Origin of the sequence: Rhodococcus sp. RD6.2 (assembly GCF_001040705.1) — a bacterium.
GTDB lineage: Bacteria > Actinomycetota > Actinomycetes > Mycobacteriales > Mycobacteriaceae > Rhodococcus_G.
Map to the genome: position 1 here is coordinate 301,829 of NZ_CVQP01000007.1, position 24,402 is coordinate 326,230.

Annotated in this window: 19 protein-coding genes; 10 read left to right on the forward strand and 9 right to left on the reverse strand. The window is 68.8% G+C overall.

What is annotated here, in order from left to right:
• Positions 1-28: 28 nt before the first annotated feature.
• Together uca and atzF are read left to right on the forward strand one after the other, a co-directional pair.
• A complete protein-coding gene (gene uca / locus RHCRD62_RS15085; RefSeq protein WP_050065532.1) occupies positions 29-3,637 on the forward strand; it encodes an urea carboxylase in 3,609 nt (1,202 codons plus the stop codon).
• Between the two features lie 2 nt (positions 3,638-3,639).
• A complete protein-coding gene (gene atzF, locus RHCRD62_RS15090) occupies positions 3,640-5,352 on the forward strand; it encodes an allophanate hydrolase (protein WP_050065835.1) in 1,713 nt (570 codons plus the stop codon).
• Between the two features lie 48 nt (positions 5,353-5,400).
• Here the strand turns inward: atzF and RHCRD62_RS15095 are convergent, their stop codons facing one another.
• Entirely contained in the window at positions 5,401-5,802 is a 402-nt protein-coding gene (locus tag RHCRD62_RS15095) for a winged helix-turn-helix transcriptional regulator (RefSeq protein WP_050065533.1), read from the reverse strand.
• Positions 5,803-5,928: 126 nt separating this feature from the next.
• Here RHCRD62_RS15095 and RHCRD62_RS15100 point away from each other — a divergent pair, with 126 nt between their 5' ends.
• The gene (locus RHCRD62_RS15100) at positions 5,929-6,783 is read left to right on the forward strand and encodes an SDR family oxidoreductase (protein WP_050065534.1); all 855 of its coding nucleotides are present in this window, start codon (positions 5,929-5,931) and stop codon (positions 6,781-6,783) included.
• Between the two features lie 76 nt (positions 6,784-6,859).
• On the opposite strand, the gene RHCRD62_RS15105 is transcribed toward RHCRD62_RS15100, so the two are convergent.
• From RHCRD62_RS15105 to RHCRD62_RS15115, 3 genes are all read right to left on the reverse strand, one after another.
• Entirely contained in the window at positions 6,860-8,344 is a 1,485-nt protein-coding gene (locus RHCRD62_RS15105; protein WP_050065535.1) for an MFS transporter, read from the reverse strand.
• Between the two features lie 181 nt (positions 8,345-8,525).
• Positions 8,526-9,065 (reverse strand): carboxymuconolactone decarboxylase family protein, encoded by a 540-nt coding sequence (locus tag RHCRD62_RS15110; RefSeq protein WP_050065536.1) that lies wholly within the window; start codon positions 9,063-9,065, stop codon positions 8,526-8,528.
• A complete protein-coding gene (locus RHCRD62_RS15115; RefSeq protein ID WP_050065537.1) occupies positions 9,062-9,922 on the reverse strand; it encodes an SDR family NAD(P)-dependent oxidoreductase in 861 nt (286 codons plus the stop codon). Before RHCRD62_RS15115 ends, RHCRD62_RS15110 begins: the two co-directional genes overlap by 4 nt.
• Positions 9,923-10,117: 195 nt before the next feature.
• Between RHCRD62_RS15115 and RHCRD62_RS15120 the strand changes: the two genes are divergently transcribed.
• Positions 10,118-11,482: a hypothetical protein gene (locus RHCRD62_RS15120; RefSeq protein ID WP_157050942.1), complete on the forward strand. Its 1,365-nt coding sequence runs from the start codon at positions 10,118-10,120 to the stop codon at positions 11,480-11,482.
• A 3-nt stretch (positions 11,483-11,485) separates the two neighbouring features.
• On the opposite strand, the gene ramB is transcribed toward RHCRD62_RS15120, so the two are convergent.
• Together ramB and RHCRD62_RS15130 are read right to left on the reverse strand one after the other, a co-directional pair.
• A complete protein-coding gene (ramB, locus tag RHCRD62_RS15125) occupies positions 11,486-12,904 on the reverse strand; it encodes an acetate metabolism transcriptional regulator RamB (RefSeq protein ID WP_050065539.1) in 1,419 nt (472 codons plus the stop codon).
• A gap of 131 nt (positions 12,905-13,035) precedes the next feature.
• The gene (locus RHCRD62_RS15130; protein WP_050065540.1) at positions 13,036-13,875 is read right to left on the reverse strand and encodes a TetR/AcrR family transcriptional regulator; all 840 of its coding nucleotides are present in this window, start codon (positions 13,873-13,875) and stop codon (positions 13,036-13,038) included.
• Positions 13,876-13,934: 59 nt separating this feature from the next.
• Here RHCRD62_RS15130 and RHCRD62_RS15135 point away from each other — a divergent pair, with 59 nt between their 5' ends.
• From RHCRD62_RS15135 to RHCRD62_RS15145, 3 genes are all read left to right on the forward strand, one after another.
• Positions 13,935-14,930, forward strand: coding sequence for an ABC transporter ATP-binding protein (locus tag RHCRD62_RS15135; RefSeq protein WP_084734284.1), 996 nt, complete (start codon positions 13,935-13,937; stop codon positions 14,928-14,930).
• Positions 14,927-15,751 (forward strand): ABC transporter permease, encoded by an 825-nt coding sequence (locus tag RHCRD62_RS15140; RefSeq protein ID WP_172671069.1) that lies wholly within the window; start codon positions 14,927-14,929, stop codon positions 15,749-15,751. The genes RHCRD62_RS15135 and RHCRD62_RS15140 overlap by 4 nt, the downstream gene beginning before the upstream one ends.
• Positions 15,752-16,105: 354 nt before the next feature.
• Positions 16,106-16,744 (forward strand): vWA domain-containing protein, encoded by a 639-nt coding sequence (locus tag RHCRD62_RS15145; RefSeq protein WP_172671070.1) that lies wholly within the window; start codon positions 16,106-16,108, stop codon positions 16,742-16,744.
• A 121-nt stretch (positions 16,745-16,865) separates the two neighbouring features.
• On the opposite strand, the gene RHCRD62_RS15150 is transcribed toward RHCRD62_RS15145, so the two are convergent.
• The 3 genes from RHCRD62_RS15150 to RHCRD62_RS15160 form a co-directional block, all read right to left on the reverse strand.
• Complete coding sequence (locus RHCRD62_RS15150) at positions 16,866-17,645, reverse strand: hypothetical protein (RefSeq protein ID WP_050065541.1); 780 nt, start codon at positions 17,643-17,645, stop codon at positions 16,866-16,868.
• Positions 17,646-17,780: 135 nt separating this feature from the next.
• Positions 17,781-18,695 carry an MBL fold metallo-hydrolase gene (locus tag RHCRD62_RS15155; protein WP_050065542.1) on the reverse strand — a complete coding sequence of 305 codons (915 nt, stop codon included), beginning with the start codon at positions 18,693-18,695 and terminating at the stop codon, positions 17,781-17,783.
• 16 nt (positions 18,696-18,711) lie between these two features.
• Positions 18,712-19,077, reverse strand: coding sequence for an Imm51 family immunity protein (locus RHCRD62_RS15160; protein WP_050065543.1), 366 nt, complete (start codon positions 19,075-19,077; stop codon positions 18,712-18,714).
• Positions 19,078-19,537: 460 nt separating this feature from the next.
• On the opposite strand from RHCRD62_RS15160, the gene aceA reads away from it, so the two are divergent.
• From aceA to metE, 3 genes are all read left to right on the forward strand, one after another.
• Positions 19,538-20,827 (forward strand): isocitrate lyase, encoded by a 1,290-nt coding sequence (aceA, locus tag RHCRD62_RS15165; RefSeq protein WP_050065544.1) that lies wholly within the window; start codon positions 19,538-19,540, stop codon positions 20,825-20,827.
• A gap of 181 nt (positions 20,828-21,008) precedes the next feature.
• Positions 21,009-21,905, forward strand: a complete 897-nt coding sequence (locus RHCRD62_RS15170) for a 3-hydroxybutyryl-CoA dehydrogenase (protein WP_050065545.1) — start codon at positions 21,009-21,011, stop codon at positions 21,903-21,905.
• 167 nt (positions 21,906-22,072) lie between these two features.
• Complete coding sequence (gene metE, locus RHCRD62_RS15175; RefSeq protein WP_050065839.1) at positions 22,073-24,358, forward strand: 5-methyltetrahydropteroyltriglutamate--homocysteine S-methyltransferase; 2,286 nt, start codon at positions 22,073-22,075, stop codon at positions 24,356-24,358.
• Positions 24,359-24,402: the final 44 nt, after the last annotated feature.

Genomic DNA, 24,402 nt, shown 5'->3' on the forward strand with positions numbered 1-24,402 from the left:
AAGCACCCCACACCCGAAAGGCCGTGACATGAACGCCCTCTCGTTCGACACCCTGCTCGTTGCCAATAGAGGTGAGATTGCCTGCCGGATCATGCGTTCCGCCCACATCCTCGGCCTCAAGACGGTGGCGGTGTACTCGGATGCGGACGCGGCGGCGGCGCACGTCGAGCTGGCGGACGTCGCGATCCGGCTCGGGCCCGCGCCCGCGCAGGAGTCGTACTTGCGCGCGGACGCGGTGATCGAGGCGGCGCTCGCGTCCGGCGCGGGGGCGATTCACCCGGGGTACGGATTCCTGTCGGAGAACGACGCGTTCGCGTCCGCTGCCGAGGCGGCCGGGATCGCGTTCGTCGGTCCGACGCCGGATCAGCTGCGGGTGTTCGGCAACAAGCATTCGGCCCGGGAGGCGGCCCGCGCGGTCGGGGTGCCCCTCGTTGCGGGCAGCGGGATGCTCGAGAGCGTCGAGGCGGCGCTCGTCGCGGCCGACGAGGTCGGCTACCCGGTGATGCTCAAGGCGGTCGGTGGTGGCGGTGGGATCGGCATGCAGGCCTGCTTCGACGCGGTGGAGTTGCGGGGCGCCTACGACCGCGTGCAGCGGCTCGCGGCGGCGAACTTCTCGTCGTCGGGGGTGTTCCTCGAACGGTTCGTCGCGCACGCCCGGCACGTGGAGGTGCAGGTGTTCGGTGACGGCGCGGGCCGCACCCTCAGCCTCGGCACCCGCGACTGCTCGCTGCAGCGCCGCAACCAGAAGGTCGTCGAGGAGGCACCCGCATTCGGACTGTCGGATTCCGTTGTCGAGCAGTTGCTCTCGTCGTCGCGGGCGCTGGCCTCGTCGGTGGACTACCGATCGGCGGGCACCGTCGAGTTCGTCTACGACGTGGATCGCGGTGAGGCGTCGTTCCTGGAGATGAACACGCGACTGCAGGTCGAGCACCCGGTCACCGAGGAGATCACGGGCGTCGACCTGGTCTCGTGGATGCTTCGCCTGGCGGGCGGGGACCGGACCATGCTCGACGCGCTCCCCGACAGCGGCCCCGAGATCACCGGCCACGCGGTCGAGGCCCGCGTCTACGCGGAGGACCCGGGACGTGACTACCGGCCGTCGGCGGGCCTGCTCACCAGCGTGGAGTTCCCCGCACACACCCGTGTGGAGACGTGGGTGGACACGGGGACCGAGGTCAGTGAGCACTACGACCCGATGATCGCGAAGATCGTCACCTCCGGTGCCACCCGGGCCGGTGCTTTCGCGGCGCTCGGTGCCGCGCTCGACGAGACCGCCGTCTACGGCATCGCCACGAACCTTCCTCAGTTGCGGGCGATCTCGGCGCTTCCCGTCGTACTCGACGGTGGGCAGACCACCGGTACCCTCGCGGACCTGGTGGTCGGGGGAGCGAGGGTGGACGTGCTGCGCGCCGGGACGATGACGACCCTGCAGGATCACCCCGGTCGTCTCGGGTACTGGGAGGTGGGGATCCCGCCGTCGGGCCCGATGGACGACCTGTCCTTCACCCTCGTCAACGCGGCCGTCGGCAACCCGGCCGACGCGGTCGGGTTCGAATGCACCCTGCAGGGACCGCAACTGGAGTTCGCCGAGGCCACCGTGGTCTGCGTCGGCGGCGCGCCCGCGCCGGTGACGCTGAACGGAACTTCGGTGCCGATGTGGGAGCCGGTCGAGGTCCCCGCGGGCGGCGTCCTCGACGTTGGGAGCCCGCCCGGGGACGGTCTGCGCACCTATGTCGCCGTCCGCGGCGGCATCGATGCGCCCCGCTACCTGGGCAGCGCGTCCACCTTCACTCTCGGCGGGTTCGGTGGCGTCACCGGTCGTGCCGTCGCCACCGGCGACGTACTGACCCGCGCTGTCGTCGACGGTCTCGACGAGCCGACGGTCGTCGCGGTGCAGGATCGCCCGGTGTTCGCGAACACTTGGCACCTCGCCGTCGGCGAGGGACCGCAGCCGGCGCCCTCGTACTTCACCGATTCCGACATGGCGCAGTTCTACGACACCATCTGGACGGCGGCCGCCCACGCCAACCGGACCGGCATCCGTCTCGACGGCCCGAAGCCGACGTGGTCGCGGACCGACGGCGGCGAGGCCGGCCTGCACCCGTCCAACCTGCACGACAATCCGTACAGCGTCGGTGCCCTGAACGTCTCCGGTGACACCCCGATCCTGCTCGGTCCCGACGGCCCGAGCCTCGGCGGGTTCGCGTGCCCCCTGACCGTCACCAGCGCCCACCGGTGGAAGCTCGGCCAGATCCGGCCGGGTGACCAGGTGCGGTTCGTGCCCGTCACCGACGCGGGCGCCGACCTGCTGCGCGAGTCGAATTCGGTTCGTGCGGCGCTCCTTCCGCCCTCGGCGGCGCACGCCACGACGTCCGACGGCGGTGTGCTCGCCCGGCGCGAGGAGATCCTGGGTCGACCGGCCGTGGTCTACCTGCGCGGCGGCGACGACAACCTGCTCGTCGAGTACGGCGAGATGGAACTCGACCTCGGGCTGCGGATGCGGGTGCACGCTCTGTCGGTGGCCCTCGCCGAGCGCGCGCTGCCGGGCCTGATCGACGTCACCCCGGGTGTGCGGTCCCTGCACCTGCACGTCGACCCCGCCGTGCTGCCGCTGCGGGCGCTGCTCGACGTCCTGCAGGACATCGAGGACCTCCTGCCCGCGACCGGTGACCTCGTGGTGCCGAGCCGCACGATCCGACTGCCCCTGTCGTTCGACGACCCGTCGATCGCCGAGGCGATCGAGCGCTACCGCGCGGGTGTCCGGGACACCGCGCCGTGGCTGCCGTCGAACACCGAGTTCATCCGCCGCATCAACGGACTCGACTCCGTCGACCAGGTGCGCGACGCCGTCTTCGATGCCGAGTACCTCGTGCTCGGGCTCGGTGACGTGTACCTCGGTGCCCCCCTCGCGGTTCCGCTCGACCCGAGGCACCGCCTGGTCACGACGAAGTACAACCCGGCCCGCACGTGGACGCCGTCCGACGCGGTCGGCATCGGCGGCAAGTACCTCTGCGTCTACGGAATGGAGTCGCCCGGCGGCTACCAGTTGATCGGCCGAACTATCCCGATCTGGTCCGGCTACCGCCAGCAGGGTCCGTTCGAGGACGGCAAGCCGTGGCTGTTCCGGTTCTTCGACCGCATCGTGTGGGAACCCGTCACCCCCGACCAGCTCACCGAGTTCCGGGCCGAGGCGAAGGCGGGCAGGTTCAACGCCGAGATCACCGAAGGCACCTTCGCGCTCGCCGATCACCTGCGTTTCCTGGAGGACAACGCCGAGTCGATCGCCGAGTTCAACACCCGGCAGGGTGCCGCGTTCGACGCGGAGAAGGAGGCGTGGCGCGCCTCCGGCGAATTCGACCGCGTCGAGGTCACGCCCGAGCCGGAACCGGACCCGGCCGAACTGGTGCTTCCGCCGGGTGCGACGGTCGTCGAGGCGCCGATGGTCGGGACGGTGTGGCGGGTCGCCGTGGAACCCGGTGACGTCGTCGAGTCCGGGAACGACGCCGTGGTGCTCGAGGCGATGAAACTGGAGATGTCGGTACCGTTCACCAGTGCGGGAACGGTGCTCGAGGTGCTCGTCGAACCGGGTGCAAAGGTGCAGCCCGGTACCCCGCTCGTGGTGATGGGAGTCGCGTGATCATGAATGCAGTCAGCAGTGTCGCTGAACTGGACGGGGCCCTGACGCCCACGGATCGGGTAGTGCGGGCGTTCCGGCGCCTCGCCGAGGTCGACCGGCCCGAGGTGTGGATCCTGCTGCGCAGCGAAACCGACGTCCTCGCCGACGCGCGCGCCGTCGAGGAGCGCCTCGCGGAGGGGGCGGACCTGCCGCTCGCGGGACTGCTCGTCGCGGTCAAGGACAACGTCGACGTCGCGGGCCTGCCCACGACCGCCGCGTGTCCCGAGTACGCGTACCCGGCCACCGAGACAGCGAGCGGCGTCGCGCGGTTGCTCGCACAGGGCGCGATCGTGCTGGGCAAGACCAACCTCGACCAGTTCGCGACCGGTCTGGTCGGCACCCGCAGTCCGTACGGCGCGGTGCGCGGTTCCTGGGATCCCGAACGGGTGTCGGGCGGTTCGAGTTCCGGCTCGGCGGTCGCGGTCGCGCTCGGCGTCGCCGACATCGGCATCGGAACCGACACCGCGGGATCGGGCCGGGTGCCCGCCGCGTTCGCCGGACTGGTCGGCCTGAAGCTGTCGCTCGGCGTGATCCCCACTCACGGCGTGGTCCCCGCCTGCGTCGACTACGACTGCCTGACGGTGTTCGCCGCCGACCTGGACGGCGCCGTCGCCGCGGCGCGCGTCATGGCCGGTCCCGACACCCGAGACCCCCGCAGTCGGGTGTGGCCCGCGGACGTCCGGCTCGCCGCCCCGGCCGCTCCGGTGGTCGCGGTGCCGCGCGCCGAGGACCTGGAGCCTCTGAGCCCCGACTATCGGGCCGCGTTCGACGTCACCGTCTCGGCCCTCGAGGCGACCGGCGTCGCGACGCGGACCGTCGACATCTCCGGCCTGCTCGACGCGGCCACGCTGCTGTACGACGGTGCCGTCGTCGCGCAGCGGTACGCCGCGGTCGGGCAGTTCCTCGAAAGCTCGCCCGCCGGAGCCGATCCCACCGTCGCGGCGATCGTCGCGGGAGCGAAGGCGCCTGCTGCGCACCAACTCGTCACGGACCTGGACGCGCTGCGCCGCGCGAAGGTCGCCGCCGCGGCCACTCTCGCGGGCTGCGACGCGCTGCTGCTGCCGACGACGACGGAGCATCCGACGATCGCAGCGGTGCAGGCCGACCCGATCGGGATCAACCGGCGGATGGGCACGTACACGAACTTCTGCAACCTGCTCGACATGGCCGCGGTCGCGGTTCCCGGTGCGGCGACCGCGGACGGGCATCCGTTCGGCGTCATGTTCGTGGTCCCCGCCTTCGAGGACCAGGTGGCGGTCGATCTCGGCGCCCGGCTTGCAGGGGTGCCGGCGCCTGCGCTCGTCGACGGGGGAGTGGAGCTGGCCGTGTTCGGCGCGCATCTGCGTGGGCAGCCGCTGCACTTCCAGCTCGAGGACATCGGTGCCCGGTTCACCGGCACCGTCACCACCACGGACGCCTACCGGCTGTACGCGCTGGACACCGTCCCGCCGAAGCCCGGCCTGGTGCGGCGCGGCCCGGGGCGCGGCGCACCGATCCGCGGTGAGGTGTTCCGGGTGCCCGCCGCCGGCCTCGGCACGTTTCTCGGTGCACTACCCGCACCGATGGCGCTGACCAGTGTCGAACTCTCCGATGGCCGCAGCGTCGTCGGTTTCAGCTGCACCCATGACGCCGTTGACGGCGCCACCGACATCACCGAGCGGGGCGGCTGGGTGTAGGCGGCTCCGCTGCCCGTGAGTCCTGTGGTCCGAAAGCGGGCCACGGACTCACGGGTGTCTGGCGTCGTACGCGGCCTGGTCGGTGAGGATGTCGGGCATCTGGGCCTCGACGAGATCGATCAGGGACTGCAACTGCGCCGCGACCTGCACTCCTCTCGCGGTGAGGGTGTACTCCACCTTCGGTGGGATCGTCTCCTGGACGTCGCGGTGCACGAAGCCGTCACGTTCGAGCTGCTGAAGTGTCTGCGAGAGCATCCGTTCGCTGACCCCGTCGACCCGGCGGCGAAGCGCGCTGAAGCGGTAGGGGCCCTCGCCCAGTGCGACCAGCGCGAGTGTTCCCCAGCGCCCGGTGACCGTGTGGATCACGTCGCGAGACGGGCAGGCGCGCTCGAACACGTCGGCTGCGAAGTCGAGGCCGGGTTCGGATGCGGGCAGGTCGGAGACGCTCATGACGCCAGGTTACTACCGGCAATACGGGTAGCGCTAACTCCAGATATTGCACTTACGAAAAATAAGTGCATGATGGATAGCGCGACGCCTTGAAGCGTCAACCGTCTGTTGGAGGAGCATCCCGTCATGACCATCGCCGTCACCGGAGCAACCGGACACCTCGGCCGTCTCACCGTCGACGCCCTGCTGGCGCGGGGCGCACAACCCGGCGACCTCGTCGCCGTCGTCCGCGACGCCGGGAAGGCCGCCGACCTCGCGGACAAGGGCGTCCAGGTCCGCGTCGCCGACTACACCGACCCCGCCGCCCTCGAATCTGCCCTCGCCGGCGTCGACAAGCTGCTCCTGATCTCCGGCAGCGAGGTGGGACAGCGCCTGCCTCAGCACACCAACGTCGTCAACGCGGCGAAGGCCGCCGGGGTCGGGTTCGTCGCCTACACCTCGGTGCTCGACGCGGCGAACAGTCCGCTGTCCCTGGCTCCCGAACACAAGGCCACCGAGGAGCTCCTCGCGGAGTCCGGCATCGACCATGCGCTGCTGCGCAACGGCTGGTACTGGGAGAACTACACGCAGGATCTCGCCGGGACCGCGGAGCGCGGTGTCCTCGCCGGGGCGGGCGGCGACGGACGGGTCGCAGGCGCGGCCCGCGTCGACTACGCCGACGCCGCCGCGGTGGTGCTGCTGTCCGACGGGCAGGAAGGCAAGGTGTACGAGCTCGGCGGCGACGAGCGTCTCACTCTCACCGGATTGGCCGCGAAGATGTCCGAGGCCACCGGCAAGGACGTTGCGTACCAGGATCTTCCGGTCGAGCAGTTCCAGGCCGTACTAGAAGGTGCGGGCCTGCCTGCGTTCTTCGCGGGCATGCTCGCCAGTGCCGACGCGGGCATCCAGGTGGGCGCGCTCGACACCGAGAGCGGCGACCTGCAGCGTCTGACCGGTCGCAGCTCCACCCCGGTGGTCGACGTCCTGCGCGCCGCCCTGTAGCCACTCGTCGGTGGAGAGGCGGCGGGGCGCCGGGACGAATTGTCCAGGTGCCCCGCCGCTTTCGATCAGAGCTGGTTCAGTGCACCCCGACCGGGCCTTCGGCGGGCAGTTCGTCCTTCGTGACCCGCACCAGTGCCACCACGATCGGGCTGACGATCACGAGGAACACCGCCGCCCACCCGAACACATGCGCGTACCCCGACACCTCGAACGAGAACGGATGCGCGGCAGGGTTGCTCGCAGAAGCCGACGACTTCGCCGACACGTAGATCGTCGTGAACAGTGCAGTCCCCAGCGCGCCACCGATCTGCATGGTGGCGTTGACGAGGGCGCTCGCGGCGCCCGCGTCGTGGTCCCGCACGCCGACAAGGGCGATGTTCTGCATCGGCGCGATCATCAGGCCGATGCCGAAACCGAGCACGAGCAGCGCGGGCAACACAACGGTCCAGTAAGAGCTGTCGACGTCGATCCGCGTCAGCATCAGCACCAGACCCGCCGCGGCGACGAGCGGACCGACGGCCATCGGCAGCTTCGGACCGATGCGGGTGCTCGCCTGCGCCGCGACACCGGCGGCGACCGTGATCGCGACCGTCAGCGGAAGCGACGCGACACCGGAGACGAACGGGCTCATGCCGAGCACGATCTGCAGGTAGAACGTCAGGTACAGGGTGCCACCGATCAGCACCGAGCCGATCACGACGGACCCGATCAGGGCAGGCGCACGATTGTGGTCCCACGGAATGTACAGCGGCAGAAGTGGATGCGACGAGCGCTTCTCCACCACCGCGAACGCCGCCAACGCCAGCAGGCCTGCGACCACAAAGCCGATCGTCTGTGCCGAGTCCCAGCCGTGCTTCTCGGCCTGCGTGAACCCGTACACGAGCCCACCGAGTCCGACGGCGACGAGAATCGTTCCCGGAATGTCGTAGCGAACGTCACCGTGTGCCTTGGTTTCCCGCACGTTCGGAGCGGTGACGGCGAGCGCGAACAGCGCGATCGGGACGTTCACCAGCAGGCACCAGCGCCAGTCGACGTACTGGGTGAGCAGGCCGCCGAGCAGCAGGCCGACGGCGGCGCCGCCACCCGAGATGGCGCCGTACACCGCGAACGCCTTGGCCCGCTCGCGGCCCTCGGTGAACGTCGTCGTCAGAATTGCCAGCGCGGCGGGCGCGAGCAGGGCAGCGAACACGCCCTGGCCTGCCCGCGCGGCGAACAGCTGCAGACCCGTCTGGGCGACACCGCCGATCGCCGATGCGATTGCGAAGCCGATCATGCCGACCATGAATGAGCGCTTACGGCCCCAGAAGTCCGCGATGCGCCCACCGAGAAGCAGCAGCGCTCCGAACGCAAGCGCGTACGCGGTGACGGCCCAGTGCCGGTCGCCGTCACTGATGCCGAGATCGAGCTGGGCCTGCGGGAGGGCGATCGAGACGATGGTGGCGTCGAGCACGACCGTCAACTGTGCGAGCCCGACGATGCACAGCACCAGCCAGCGGCGGGCATGGTTGGGATTGTCGTTCGGAGAAGTCGGGTGTGAGGTGTCCTGGACCTCGACGGACATAGCGGGATTTCCTGCCGATCAGGGGCACGGACGAGTGTCGCGGCCGAAAGGAGTCACGCTAGCCCGTTCGCCGGCGCATTCGTAAGCGGCGGAGGCCTCGTCGTTGACAACCTCACATCGGCTTGCCTCCACGCGGTCCGGTGTGAGCACAGCGGCGCCACCGCCCCTCGGGGTGAACCTGTCAGCGGAAGGTGTCGCGGTCGATGCGCAGCGCCGTGATGGTCGTGGCGAGCATGTCGTACTGGCCGACGAGCAGGACGAATTCGATCATCCCGCGGTCGTCGAGGTGCCGCGCGAGGCCCGCCCAGGCGCCGTCGGAGACATCCTTCGTCGCGATCAGGTCGTCGACGACGGCGAGCATCGCGCGGTGCCGGTCACTCCAACCGCTCGCACTCGGACCGATGAGCACGTTCGCCAGCAGCTCCGCCGTGACGCCCGCGCGCCGCCCGAGTCGGATGTGATGGTCCATCTCGTAGGTGCAGTCCCTCAGATGCGCGACGCGCAGGATCACCAGTTCCGTCTCGTGCCGGGAGATCCTGCCGCCGGGTCGCAGCACCGTCGCCGCGAAGTGCAGCCAGCCGCGGTAGGTGCCCCCGGCGCGGCCGAGGGTACTGAACAGCTTCGCGTCCGCGGTGCCCGACGCCGCCGAGACCACCCGCCAGACCACCCAGTTCGCGGGGCCGAGGCGGCGCAGCCGACCCGGCTCGATCCGGGCGCTCATCGGGTTCGGTCCGGAAGGTGGGTGGTGAACCGCGGCCGTTCGGTGCGGGCGATCGCCAGAGCCGCCGCCATCGTCGGCTGGCGACGCAGGTCGACGACCCGCTGCGCCGGCGCCCGCAGGTGCACGAGCCCGCCGACCCACCCCGGTGCGTAGATTCGTCTGCGACGCAACGCGATCCCCCTCTCCAGAGCGGTCACCGCCGTGTCCAGCGGCGACATGCTCGTGAACATTCCCGACCATCTGATCTTGTCGGCGGCCGCGCTGTCCAGTCCGATCGCCACCATCTCGGTGTCGATCTCGCCGAGATAGCCGACACCGACCCTCGTTCCGAGGTGACGCATCTCCACCCGCAGCGTGTTGCCGAGTGCCTCGACGGCGGCGGACGTCGCGTTGTAGGCGCCGCGCAACGGCAGGTGCACGGCGGCCGCACCGGCCGTGACCAGCAGTGCGTAGCCGCCGGGGTGGCCAAGGTGCTCACCCGCGGCGCGCAGCGTGTGATAGGTGCCCATCAGGTTGACGTCGACGGTGTGCCGCAGTACGTCGGGGTCGCCGCCGAGCATCGGCAACTGCGCGCCGACACCCGCGTTCGCCACCACCACGTCGAGCCCACCGAGTTCCTCGACCAGTTCGGAGACGGCGGCATCGACGCCCTCCCGGTCGCGGACGTCGCAGTGGCGCCACGGCGCTCGACCGCAGGTCACCGCGACCTGTTCGAGCAGTTCCGGTTCCAGGCCGAGCAGTGCGACGCGCGCACCGCGCTGATGGAGGCGTCGGGCGAGGGCGCCGCCGATGCTGCGTGCTGCCCCGGTGACGAGCACCCGGCGGCCTGCCAGGAGTGCCTGCGGATCGCGTGCCATGGCGCCTCCTCGACGTCGGTGGTCCTTGGTTCGGTAGGAAGCTAGCACCGCGTCCGCGGCGTCCGAGGGACATTGCAACCAGTCGGGACGGCCCGGCGAAACTCCGGACGCAGCGCAGATGTGTCAGGCTGAGCGGCTGGTGTGTCAGTGTGACGGACACCGATGCCGCGAGTGTCCCGATCGCAGGAGGGTTCGATGGCCACGCTGACCGTGTCGCCTGCCGACAACCCGGTCGCGTTCGTGCCGAGTGGTGTCCGCGAGACCAGACCGGTGACGGTCGTGTGGGACACCGAACTGTTGTCGTCCGGGCGGCTCAGCCGCCGTGTCGACGGAGGCGGAGACGAACCGTTCGGGGCGGGTCGGACCGGATCGGCGGTCACCGAGGTCGCCCTGAATCAGACCCAGACGTTCACGCTGCGCTCGGGTGTCGGACAGGTGTTGGCGACCCTGGTCCTGACGACGGTGCTCGAGACGGCTCCGGTCGCGCTGGCCCCGACACAGCGCATCGATGTCAGCCGGGCGGTCGTCGGGGCGGAATCGGTGCACCTGCGGTGGAGCACAGCCCTTCCCGTCGCCTGCTGGGCGGAGATCACCGCACCCGGCCGGAGGCCGGGATTCGCGGGGACGGACCGGGGGACGGTGCACCAGGCACGGTTCGACGGGCTCGACCAGGACGCCGACTACACGGTCCGGCTTCTCGCTGAGGGTGCCGCCGGCCGCTACCTCGGCGCCGTGCACACCGGACACCGCCCGAGCGGGGGACGCCCGGCATCGCGGGAGGTCGCGGGGAGCTGGATGCCGGACCCCGAGGTGTTCCGACGCCTCCGCCTGCGCGGTGTCGTCGACGTGGGTCAGTCCGGCGTGGTGGCCGACCGCTCGGGCACCGTGCCGACACCAACCGGTCCCGTCGAGCTCCACCTGTCCGCGGACGGGGAGCTTCGCATGGCGGGGATGTCGGGCGCCACGGCCGGGCAGGTCGTGGGCGGTCCGCTGCGGCCGGGCTTTCACATCTGTCCCGTCGGATCCGGTGTGCTGCTGGTCGGCGTCACCACCGGCGGCGAGTTGGTGTCGTGCCTGCTCGACCCCGGCCGCGACGACTGCACGTGGCGACGTCTCGGTGTGCGCGAACCGCGATCGGTGGCGACCGCACCGTGCCCCGGCGGCGTGCAGGTGGTGGTGGTGACGCACGACGGGGGCGTCCGGAGTCGCGTTGTGTCGGACGCAGTCGCCGAGGACTCCTGGGAATCGATCGGCGAGGGTGCCGCATCCGTTGCGGTCGCCGCGTACGGCGGTGTGGAGCCCGCGGTGGTCGTGGCGACGCCCGACGGCGCGGTTCGGCTACGGAACCGCAGCGCCGACAGGGCGTGGGGCGCCTGGATCGGACTCGGGTCCGTCGAACCGGGTCGGCATGCGGTGCACTGGGAATCCGAACATTGCCTTGCCGTCACCACCGTCGACGACGACCACGCCGTACACGTCCTGACCCGACCGCGGTCGCCCGGACCCGGACACCGGACCGCGTGGGTGAGCGTGGGAACCCTGTCCGCGCTCGAACAGTAGTCGTCACGTCTCGGCGATCAGGTACGGCGAGACCGAGCTGCGATGTTCGTTGATGTCGAGTTCCTTCCCGAGGGGAGGGAAGGCCCGCTGCGGGCAGTTCATCCGCTCGCACACCCGGCAGCCGGCGCCGATCGGGGTTGCGGCAGCGTCGGATTCGATGTTCAGTCCGTCCGCGTAGACCGTGCGGTGCGCATGCCTCAGTTCGCAACCGAGGCCGATCGCGAACGTCTTGCTCGGCTGGCCGTACCGCGACGCGCGACGCTCCACGGTGCGCGCGACCCACAGGTAGTTGCGGCCGTCGGGCATCTGCGCGATCTGCGTCATGAGCTTGCCCGGGTACGCGAAGGTTTCGTAGACGTTCCACAGCGGGCAGGTGCCGCCACTGGACGAGAAGTGGAAACCGGTGGCGGACTGGCGTTTCGACATGTTCCCGGCGCGATCGACACGGACGAACGAGAACGGCACCCCGCGCAGTTTGGGCCGCTGCAGGGTGGACAGTCGATGGCAGATCGTCTCGTAGGACTGGGAGAAGAACGCAGACAGGCGTTCGATGTCGTACCGGAAGTCCTCGGCGACGTCGTGGAACTGACCGTAGGGGAGGACGGTCGCCGCGGCGAAGTAGTTCGCCAGGCCCAGCTTCGCCAGTGATCGGGAGGATTCGGACGTGAAACTGCCCTCGTCGACGAGATTTTCGATGAGGTCGCCATATTCCAGGTACGCGAGTTCGGCGGCGAACTTGAACACCTTCTGGCCACCCGACAGGTGGGGTGAGATCTCGAGGACGCGGGCGTCGGGGTCGTACCGGTGCAGCACACCCTCGCCGAGGTCGATGCGCTGCACGATCTGGACGTCGTGCACGTTCTGTAGTCTCTTGGCGATCTCGCCCGCGACGTCGCCCCGGTGGAAACGCATCCGGGCAGTGAGATCCTCTGCGGCCGTGTCGAGTTCATGGAGATAGTTCTGCCGTTGGTAGAAGTAGTCGCGAACCTCCTCGTGCGGCATCGTGATCGAGCCGGAGCCACTGCCGTCGCTGTACCGGTCCTCGGTCGCCGCCGCGAGCTGCGCAGTGGTGTTGCGGTAGCGGCGGTGCATGTTGACGACCGCGCGGGCGAGCGACGGGTGCGCGGACACCATCTCGGCGAGCTCCTGCGGGTCCGCGTCGAACCCGATCTCCTGGTCGAGCGCGACCTCGCGGAGTTCGGCGATCAGCCGGGTGTCGTCCTGGGACGAGAAGAACGACGCGTCGACGCCGAACACCTCGGTGATGCGGAGAAGGACCGGAACGGTCAGCGGGCGGACGTCGTGTTCGATCTGGTTGAGGTAGCTCGCCGAGATCTCCAGCGTCTTGGCCAGCGCGGCCTGGCTCATTCCGCGTTCGGTGCGTAGCTGCCGGAGGCGTGCCCCGACGAAGGTCTTGGCCATTGCACCAGGTTAGATGCGCTCCCCGGTCTTCGCAATCAAGCCTTTGCACGCTTAGCTTCCGTGTGCGGCAGCAGGCTCAATGAGCCCGTCGACGCCGTCGGATGCAACGCCGAGGTGACTGATCGCAGCGGTCAGTCGGCGGGGTCCGGCGGCGCCGGGCAGTCCGTCTCGGTCTCCGGCCACGGGACCGCCATGCAGTCGTCGAACGACGGAATCGGGCTACCGCCGGACTTCTCGATGAGGAGTTCGATGGTGTCGAGGAGCGCTCCGATGCGCAGTTCGAACGGTGTCGCTCCGTTGTCGAAGGCGCCAACGGTCCACAGCCGTGTCATCGTCGGATAACGACTCGGCTCGAAGGTGTTCTGCCAGAAGTCCGTTTGGGACGCCCAGTAGGCCTCGTAGTCGGTGCCCTGACGGCTCACGTCGGCGTCTTCGGCAGCGGCGGCGCGCGCGAACCCGGACACCGCCTGGTTGACGATCGCGATCGTCTCGACGACCTGCCCCGCGGTGAGCCCGGTGTCGACGAGTATCCGAAGGCCGGACTCCTCGGCGTCGAACACGTTCGGCGCCAGTGGCATTCGCCACGTGTTGACGGCCAGTAGCCAGGGATGTGTGCGCAGCAGCGACCAGTATCCGCGGGCGTAGGCCTCCAGCGCGGGGCGCCACGGGAGTCCCGGGTCGGGGAGGTCGAAGTCGGCGTAGGCGCGGTCGATCATCGCGTCGACGAGATGTTCGCGGCTGGGGACGTGGGAATAGAGCGTCATCGTCCCGACGCCGAGCGCCCGCGCAACCGACCGCATCGACACCGCATCGAGGCCGCTGGCATCGGCGACGGCGACGGCTGCGTCCACCACCTGGACGCGGTTCACGCGAGCGGGCCTGCCGCGGGTGGCCGCCGGTGCCGGGTCCTCCCACAGAGGCGCGAAGCGCTGGTTGTCCGCCGCTGGCGTCTCGGGTGTTGCGTCGCTCATGGAACCTTCTCAGAAAAATGCCGTTGCGCGGATTTCTCGTGCAGCGTACCGTAAATCTCGTGACTGAATCGGTACGCCGTACGGAAAATGCGATTCGGGCGAGGGGGCTCACGAAGACCTTTCGTCGCAAGAAGGAGACCGTGGAAGCGGTCAAGGGCGTCGACCTCGATGTGAAACAGGGGGAACTCGTCGCGTTCCTCGGCCCGAACGGGGCCGGGAAGTCCACCACGATGCGGATGCTCACCTCGGTGCTGAGCCCCACGTCCGGGACCGCGGAGGTGGCCGGTTGCGACGTCGTCCGCAACCCCGCCGACGTCCGCGCGCGCATCGGGTACGTCGGGCAGGGCAACGCGGGCGGCTACTCGTACCGGGTGGGAGACGAGCTGCGCAACCAGGCACGGTTCTACTCCGTGCCGGCCGACGTCGCGCGCCGACGCTCCGCCGACCTGCTCGAGGCACTCGAACTGACGGGGATGGAGAAGCGGACCGTGCAGTCGCTGTCCGGTGGACAGCGTCGACGCCTCGACGTCGCGATGGGGCTGATGAACCATCCGAAGCTGCTGTTCCTCGACGAGCCGACCACCGGGCTCGATCCGCACGCCCGCGCCAACCTGTGGGACCACGTGCTTCGGTTGCGGGAGCAGAACGAGATGACGCTGCTCCTGACCACCCACTACCTCGACGAGGCCGACGCGATGGCCGAACGGATCGTGCTCATCGACCACGGCACCGTCATCGCCGACGCGACGCCCGCTGTGCTCAAACGCGACTACGCCGACGACGTCGTCACCGTCGAACTGGTCTCGGGTGAGGGTGTTGCGGCGGCGCGGTCGGTGCTCCCGTCCGCGGTCACCGGTGTCGCCGAGACCGTCACCGACGGCGGCGCGGTGCGACTCGCGCTCACCACGCACAACGGTCCGGAACTCGTTCCGCCGCTGCTGCGCACGCTCGACTCGGCCGGTGTGGTCGTGGCGTCCACCGATGTCAAACCCGCGTCGCTCGACGACGTGTTCCTGAACCTGACCGGCAGGTCCCTGCGCGAGGAGGCGGCATGACCGACGTCATCACCCGAACCGAGACGACGCCCTATCCCGTCGCCGACCGCTCCCGCGTCGGAAAGTGGCTGCACGACACCGGAGCCGTGTTCACCCGCGAGATCCTCGTCGTCCTGCGGGACCCCTTCTCGCTGATCTTCTCGCTGCTGCAGCCCCTGGTGTTCCTCGGCCTCTTCGGGCCGCTGCTCGACGGCATGCTCGGCGCGGGCGGCATCGAGGGCGAGTCGGCCCTGCAGTGGTTCCTGCCCGGCGTGCTCGTGATGATCGCGATCTTCGGCACCGGCATGGTCGGCGGCAACCTGCTGTACGAGCTGATGACCGGCGCCTACGAACGGATCCTCGCGACCCCGCTGGACCGCTCCTCGATCCTCGTCGGCCGCGCGCTCAAGGAGTTCGCGCCCCTCGTCGTCCAGGCCCTGCTCATCACCGTCGTCGCGATCCCGTTCGGGCTCACGTTCTATCCGCTGCACGTCCTCGTCGGGCTGTTGATCCTGGGCGTCTTCGGCATCGGCCTCGGTGCGCTGTCCTACGCTCTCGGACTCGCCGCGAAGGGCCGCGAGTGGGTGTTCTGGGGTGTGCAGCAGTCGGTGATCTTCCCGCTGCTGCTGCTCGCAGGCATGATGCTTCCTCTCGAGGCGGGACCGGGCTGGATGCAGGCGGTATCGAAGGCGAACCCGCTGACCTACATCGTCGACGCCGAGCGCGCCCTGTTCACCGGCGTCATGTGGGACGCCGACGTCGCATGGGGAATCGTCGCCGCGCTCGTCACCTGCGCGGTCGGGCTGTGGGTCGGAATCAAGGCGGTCATGCGGAGCATCTGACGCCGCCGGAGTCGCGAAAACCCCTGTGCACACGGCTTTTCGCCGCTGCACAGGGGTTTTGCGCGCGCAATACGGGTGTGCGTGGCCGAAAAGGGGTGTGAACGACCCGCGTCCGTCAGCGACTGTCAGGCGCCCGGAAAGGACTCGACCGCGGCCTCGTCGAAATCCGGCAGGTCGGGTGCGGCCGCGGTTCCCGGCGAGCGTGCACTTCTCGGTGCGAATCGCGCGAAGCGGCGACGGTTTCTGCCCGGTCGCGAGCCGTGTGGCCCGAACGTGTCGGTGGCTGATGGCATTCTGCAGGGCTGGCTACCAGGCGGCGCCGATCCGTCGGCTCGAACGCTCCCAGGAGTTCCCATGACGAACCCGAACCTGACTCTGATCGCCGTCCTGCTCGACCGGTCGGGGTCGATGCAGTCGATCAAGTCCGACACCGAGGGCGGGTACGACGCCTTCATCACCGAACAGCGCGCACAGCCCGGCGACGCGATCGTGACACTTGCCCAGTTCGACAACGACTTCGAGCGGGTGTACACGTCGATCCCGATCGACCAGGTACCGCCGCTGGAACTGCGCCCGCGGGGCAGTACCGCCCTGCTCGACGGAATCGGACGGCTGACCACCGAAATCGGTGAGGAGCTCGCCGCGCTTCCGGAGCACGAGCGTCCCGGGACGGTGATCGTCCTCGTCGTCACCGACGGTGAGGAGAACGCCAGCACGGAATGGACGCTCGACACGGTGAAGGCCGCGATCACGCGGCAGGAGCGGGAGTTCGCGTGGGACTACGTGTTCCTCGGCGCGAACATCGACGCGGTGTCGGTCGGTGCGGGCATGGGCTTCGCCCAGGACAAGTCGATCACCTACGACGCGTCCGGCGAGTACGTCGGCGCCGCGTATTCGGTGACGGCCGATTACGTCAGCCGCAAGCGCAGCGCGCCGTTGGGTGCGCCCGTCGTGGGCTTCTCGTCCCTGGACCGTTCGGTGACGCGGGAGTAGGCGACACAGTCGTCACGCGCAGCCCCCTGTGCACACCTTGTGGAGTGTGGGCAGGGGCTGCCGATGCCGATTTCCCGAGGCCGCACGAAAAGGTGTGTGCAGCAGGGGTTCCGGTGACCTGTCAGCTGGTGGGCACCATCTCGACGGTGGACTCGTCGAACTCCGGGAGGTCGAGCGGCTCACCGAAACCGAAGTACGTCTTGACCTGGGAACCGTCGTCCTCCTTCACCAGGTAGCCGGCGTCGCTGACCCAGTAGTGCAGCTCCGCGGGGACCTGGGACGCCAGGGCCTCCCGCGTCACCGTGCCCGAGGACACCAGGGCGTCGGGGATCGCCTGCAGTGCGAGGTCGACCATGACGTCGCGGTCGGGAGTCACGACGAAGTGAGTCGCCTGCGAGCCGTTCACATCCTCCGTGCCGTTCTCGACGATGTCCGTCGAGCTCACGATCACCTTCTTGACCCAGTCGATGTCGAAGGACTTCGCCAACATTCGCGTCATCCCCTCGTCGGCGGGGGCGCGGTACCAGGTCCCCGCCTTCGCGCCGTTCGTGTCCTCGGCGAACCGCACGTAGACGACGTTGTCGCGCATGAACACACTGCTGACGGGTGAGGACGCGTCGTTCTCCATCGACGAGTAGGTCACCCGCTTCGAGTAGTCGAGCTGATTCTCCGTCTCGATGCCGTTCGCGACGGACGAGACGCGAATCGGTCCCGCCGTCAACGTGTTGACCACCGCCGCCTCGAGCCGTTCGGCGGGCGTCGCGGACGCAGACAGTTCGACGACCGGCGCCGGTGCGGCGGTGCTCGACGCGTCGCCGCCGCATCCCGTGACGGCGGTGGCCACCGCAGCGGACAGCAGCGCGGTGGCGAATAGACGTCGAACAGGCAGGTGGGTGCTCATGCGTTCTCTTTCGGGTTGGTTCTGTCGAGTGTGCGGTGCGGTCATGGACTTGGACGCACCATAGGGTGCTGCGGTTCCGTTCGAAAAGTGCGCCACCGGCGCGGATCACCCGGTGGGCAACGGAAATCCTCGGTGTCAGGACCAGGGGTGCTCGCGAGCGAAAGCAGTGGGGAAGGAGAGCGTGACGCCGTCCCGATCGGCGAGCCGGGCCAGCACCGTCATGGTGCGGTCCAGGTCGTCTCCTGCGAAGGGCAGCGCGCGCAGCGGCTCGGTGAGGGGCCGGAAGAAGTCGTCCCAGTGGATCAGAACGGCTCGGCGGGCGCCGACTGCCCGAATCGTCTCCTGCCAGTACGCCTCGATGTACTCGTCGGACTGCACCCCCAGCTGGCCGACCCCGAGGTACGCGATCTCGGCCGACTGCCCGGTGAGGGCACCCGAAACGTAGCCGGCGCTGCCCTGGACCAGCGCCGAGCGGCCGGATGTGGAGTGGCGCACGATGATCGACCAGGCATCGCCGCACCGGAACGCGGACGCGCGAACCGGTGTCCGCACCGGAGCCGTGATGGTGCCGGGGAACCGGTCGGGTGGGCAGTGATGCGACGGGACGAACGTGACGTCATAGCCGCCCAACCGCAGGGTGCTGCCGGGCTCCGCGACGACGATCCGCTCGGGAGGCAGTGGGTGCCCGTGGCCGATCAGCGCAGCCGACGGGCCACCGACGAGTGCCGCACCCGTTCGTTCGGCCACAACCGCGGAGTCCAGCGCGTGATCGAAGTGGGTGTGCACCGGAATCACCGCGTCGAGGGCCGTGATCCCGGCTCGGTCGAGAGCCGCCGAGATCCGGGTGGGGTCGGGAGCGATGCGACCCAGCCCGACCCGTGCCATCGTCGGTCGGCTGAAGTACCCGTCGGTGAGGATCGCCGACGAGCCGTCGTCGATCAACAGGCTGGACACGCCGAGGAACGTGACGGCGAGGCCGTCGCGGGCCGTGGGCACGTCGAAGCGGTCGCGGTAGGCGGCGATGTCGGGGCGTCCCAGTCGCAGTCGCATCCCTGTGACCGTAGTCCTAGTCCTCGAAGCCGAGTTCCGCGGCGCGGTGGAGCGCGGCGTCGAGTGCGGCGGCGTCGACGATGAGGGTGTGCAGTTCCTTCGCTGCGACGAGCAGCGCGTCGGTGTCGTTGCCGTAGACGCTGACCATGCCGGCTTCCGGGTCGAACCCGACCGCACTCATCGACTCCGGCGATCGGTCGGTGAGGACCGCCTGGAGTGCGCCGGTGAAGTCGTATCCCGACCCCTCGATTCCGTGGGCGTCGAGCACGGAGCTGTGGCCGTGGTACTCGGGCCCGCCGGGGGAGTAGATGATGCTCGAGGCGGTGATTCCTGCCACGAATCGGACGGGTTCGAGGGCGCTGAAGTCGTCGGGGTGTGCCATGCCCGGACCATATCGAAAGTCGCCGACACGAGCCGCGCGACTTGTGAAGGCCGCCCGGATTCGCCCCCGGCTTCGCTCCGATGCGAAGGTTTGCCTTCGGTGATTGCCCTCACATTCGGCGTGTCGATGCGTGAGGACGGGCGCATCGCCGTCTCGAGGGAGGTCCGCCGAGCGGACGATTGGTCTTCCGTTCGGCAGGTGCCTCTGCCTGCGATTTTGCTACCTGGCGGTAACTTAGGTTCGACTGGAACCTGTTCTAGAACGGCTCGTGGTCTTTGCAAAGTTAACAAGACGGTTTGAGAACCTAGCGAAGGTTGGCATTCGCAACAGGTAGACGGCAGTTTTTGGCTGTGTCACTCTCAATACGTACACAGCAAGGCCCTGGCAAGGATGCGAAGCCGTACGGACGTACTGGACGAGGTCCCCAACGGGCAGTTGATCCGAAGAGAGTGGAGTCTTGATGTCGACCACCGGCACCCCGAAGACCGCAGAGCAGATCCAGCAGGATTGGGACACCAACCCGCGCTGGAAGGGCATCACCCGCAACTACACCGCTGAGCAGGTCGTGAAGCTCCAGGGCAGCGTGGTCGAAGAGGCCACCCTCGCTCGCCGCGGTTCGGAGATCCTGTGGGACCTCGTCAACAACGAGGACTACATCAACTCCCTCGGCGCCCTCACCGGTAACCAGGCCGTGCAGCAGGTCCGCGCGGGCCTGAAGGCCATCTACCTGTCCGGTTGGCAGGTCGCCGGCGACGCCAACCTGTCCGGCCACACCTACCCCGACCAGAGCCTCTACCCGGCCAACTCGGTGCCGCAGGTCGTGCGCCGCATCAACAACGCGCTGCTGCGCGCCGACGAGATCGCCAAGGTCGAGGGTGACACCTCCGTCGACAACTGGCTCGCTCCGATCGTCGCCGACGGTGAGGCTGGCTTCGGTGGCGCCCTCAACGTCTACGAACTGCAGAAGGCCATGATCGCGGCCGGCGTTGCCGGTTCGCACTGGGAGGACCAGCTCGCGTCGGAGAAGAAGTGCGGCCACCTCGGTGGCAAGGTGCTCATCCCGACCCAGCAGCACATCCGCACCCTGACCTCGGCTCGCCTCGCGGCCGACGTCGCGGACGTCCCGACGGTCGTCATCGCCCGCACCGACGCCGAGGCCGCGACCCTCATCACCTCCGATGTGGACGAGCGTGACCGCCCGTTCCTGGACGGCACCCGCACCGCCGAGGGCTTCTACGGCGTCAAGAACGGCATCGAGCCCTGCATCGCTCGTGCCAAGGCCTACGCCCCGTACTCCGATCTCATCTGGATGGAGACCGGTGTTCCGGACCTCGAGGTCGCGAAGCAGTTCGCCGAGGCCGTCCGCAGCGAGTTCCCGGACCAGCTGCTCGCCTACAACTGCTCCCCGTCCTTCAACTGGAAGGCGCACCTGGACGACGCGACCATCGCGAAGTTCCAGCGTGAGCTCGGCGCGATGGGCTTCAAGTTCCAGTTCATCACCCTCGCCGGCTTCCACTCGCTCAACTACGGCATGTTCGACCTGGCGCACGGCTACGCCCGTGAGGGCATGACCGCCTTCGTCGACCTGCAGGAGCGCGAGTTCAAGGCTGCTGCCGAGCGTGGCTTCACCGCCGTCAAGCACCAGCGTGAGGTCGGCGCCGGCTACTTCGACAGCATCGCCACCACTGTCGACCCGAACACCTCGACGGCTGCCCTGAAGGGCTCCACCGAGGAGGGCCAGTTCCACTAGGAACTGCCACCCAGTCACCCGCGGCGGCGCTTCCCCGGCGCCGCCGCACCGGTTGACGACTCATCGTTCACCCCGCCGCGGGACCAACAGCCCGGGCTCCGCGGCGGGGTTGGACAACCGATTCACCACAGTCTTCCTTCCCGCATGACGATGACGATCCACCACACGATGAGGAGCTGACGTGACCAGCGAGAAGATTCAGCGCGTCGGCGTGATCGGCGCCGGTCAGATGGGCGCCGGAATCGCCGAGGTGTGCGCCCGTGCGCATGTCGACGTCCTGGTGTACGAGCAGACCCGCGAGCTCGCGGCCGCCGGACGCGCGCGCATTCTGCGCTCGCTCGACCGCGGTGTGAGCAGTGGAAAGATCACCGAGCGTGAGCGTGAGCAGGCCGCCTGGCGCCTCCGATTCACCTCGGATCTCGGCGATTTCGCGGACCGGCAGCTCGTCGTGGAGGCCGTCATCGAGGACGAGAAGGTCAAGAGCGCGATCTTCGCCGAGCTCGACCAGATCGTCACCGACCCCGACGCGGTCCTCGCCTCCAACACTTCGTCCATCCCGATCATGAAGCTCGGCATCACCACCAGCCGGCCCGAGCGCGTCATCGGCATGCACTTCTTCAACCCGGTGCCCGTGCTCCCGCTCGTGGAACTCGTCACCACCCTCAAGACCAGCGCCGCCGTCACCGAGCGTGCCGAGCAATTCGCAGGCGAGGTCCTCGGCAAGCAGGTCGTCCGGTCCGCCGATCGTTCCGGCTTCGTCGTCAACGCGCTCCTGGTGCCGTACCTGCTCTCGGCCATCCGCATGGTCGAGTCCGGATTCGCGACCAAGGAGGACATCGACAAGGCGACCGTTCTCGGCCTCGCCCACCCGATGGGTCCGCTCGCGCTGACGGATCTGGTCGGTCTCGACACTGTCAAGTCGATCGCGGACTCGATGTACGAGGAGTTCAAGGAGCCGCTGTACTCCGCGCCGCCGCTGCTGCTGCGCATGGTCGAGGCGGGTCTCGTCGGCAAGAAGGTCGGCCGTGGCTTCTACGAGTACGCCGACAACGGGCGCGTGGCCAAGAAGGCCAGCTAGCGAGATCAGCACCTTCGGCGCCCGTGCGTGAATTTCCCCCAGTCGGGTAAAGATCGCCCACGGGCGCGAAGTGCATCGGCGACATGGGCGCGAAGCGCATCAGTGACATCGACGCGAAGCGCGTCAGCGACACGGCTGCGCAACGCATGAGGGAAGGGTCGACACGAATGTCAAGCAGCGCAGCTACTTACGGTTCCAGTGTCCTGGGATATCCCCGAATCGGCCCTCGGCGTGAACTGAAGCGGGCACTCGAGGCGTACTGGCACGGCCGATCCACCCAGGCTGAACTCGTCGCGGTGGGGCGTGAGCTCCAGGAGCAGACGTGGAGTGAGCTCGCCGCGACCGGCCTGACGCAGGTCCCGGGCAACACTTTCTCCTACTACGACCACGTCCTCGACAACGCGTTGCTGTTCGGCGCGGTCCCGACCCGTTTCGCGCCCCTGAAGGGCGAGCTCGACGAGCTCGACTTCTACTTCACGATGGCGCGCGGTCGCCCGGACTTCCCGCCGCTCGAACTGGTCCGCTACATCGACAGCAACTACTACTACCGGCAGCCGGAGTTGGACGAGTCGACGCCGTTCGCGCTCCACGCCGACGCGCTGCTGGACGAGTTCGAGCGGGCGAAGGCGCGCGGCATCGAACTGCGTCCCGTGGTTCTCGGGCCGGTGTCGCTGTTGCTGCTGTCCAAGGCGGGACCGGATGCGGCCGAAGACTTTTCGCCGCTCGACCTGCTGGACCGCCTGCTGCCGCAGTACGCGGCGCTGTTCGAGCTCCTCGCGAAGGCGGGGGCGACCTGCATCCAGCTCGACGAGCCGATGTTCACGCAGGACCGCACGGCCGAGGATCTCGAAGCGTTGGAGCGGGCGTACCAGACGCTCTCGCACGCACCGCTGCGACCGCGCATCCTTGTCACCGGCCCGTACGGCAATCTCGGTGACGCACTGCCGATCCTGGCGAGCACAGGCATCGAGGCCATCGGGCTCGACCTGGTGTACGGCCGCGTGTCGCCCGACGAACTCGCGAAGGTCCCCGGACTGCGGCGCAAGCGCCTGTACGCAGGCGTCGTGAACGGTCGCAACGTGTGGCGCGCGGACAACATGGTGACGCTGAAGTACTTGTCGCAGCTCACCGAGGTGATCCCCGACCTGGTGGTGTCGACGTCGTGTTCGCTGATGCACGTGCCCTGCGACGTGCTCTCCGAATGGGACCTCGACGGTGACGTCGCGGACCGGCTGGCGTTCGCGAAGCAGAAGGTCGGCGAGGTCGTGTCGCTGGCGAAGGCGTTGACCGAGGGCCCGTCCGAACGGTGGCGGAAGAAGCCGACGTCGGTGCACTTCAAGCAGAAACACGACGTGCGGGCGCGGGTCAACGCGATCCGTCCCGAGCAGCGTGTCCGCGCGCCGTACGAGGAGCGTCGCGCCGCGCAGCAGGCTCGGCTGAACCTGCCGCTGGTGCCTGCCACCACCCTCGGGTCGTTCCCGCAGACCGACGAGATCCGCAAGGTGCGCTATGACCTCGGGCAGGGCCGGATCGAGTACCCGGACTACGTCAAGCGCATCCAGGAGGAGATCGAGCGCACGATCCGCCTCCAGGAGGACATCGGGCTCGACGTCCTCGTGCACGGTGAGCACGAGCGCAACGACATGATCCAGTACTTCGCCGAACTGATGGACGGATTCGCGTTCACACACAACGGCTGGGTGCAGGCATACGGGTCGCGGTGCGTGCGTCCGCCGATTCTCTTCGGTGACGTGCGGCGTCGCGGGCCGATGACCGTGGAGTGGATCGGGTTCGCGCAGTCGCTGACGGACAAGCCGGTCAAGGCGATGCTCACCGGTCCGGTCACGATGCTGGCGCGCTCGTTCGTGCGACAGGACCAGCCGCTGCACGAGACCGCAGACCAGCTCGCGCTCGCTGTCCGGGACGAGATCGCGGACCTCGAGAAGGCGGGCGTCGCGATCATCCAGGTCGACGAGCCCGCGATCCGCGAGCTGCTGCCCCTGCGCGCCGGAGGCCGTTCGGAGTACCTGGGTTGGGCGGTCGACGCGTTCAAACTGGCGACCGGAGGAGCGAAGCCGGAAACGCAGATCCACACGCACCTGTCGTACACCAGCCGCACCGAGGTGGTGGACGCCATCGAGCGCATGGACTGCGACGTGACGGCCATCGTCGCCACCAGGTCCATCGACTGGGTGCTCGACGCGCTCAAGGAACGCAAGCTCACCCACGGTGTCGGTCCAGGCGTTTACGAGTCCCGTTCCGCGCGGATCCCAGACATCGACGAACTCGACGAATTGCTCACCGAGGCAGCCGAGTCGGTCGATCTCGACCGACTGTGGGCGAATCCCGACGGTGGCCTCAAGACCCGCCACTACTGGCAGCTGGAGCCGTCGCTGCGGAACCTGGTGGCAGCGGCTCACCGATTGCGGCGCCGCGCGGCTCAGCAAGCCTGACGCCGCGAGAAGATCGTGCGTTCCGTACGCGGCCCGTGAGTGGT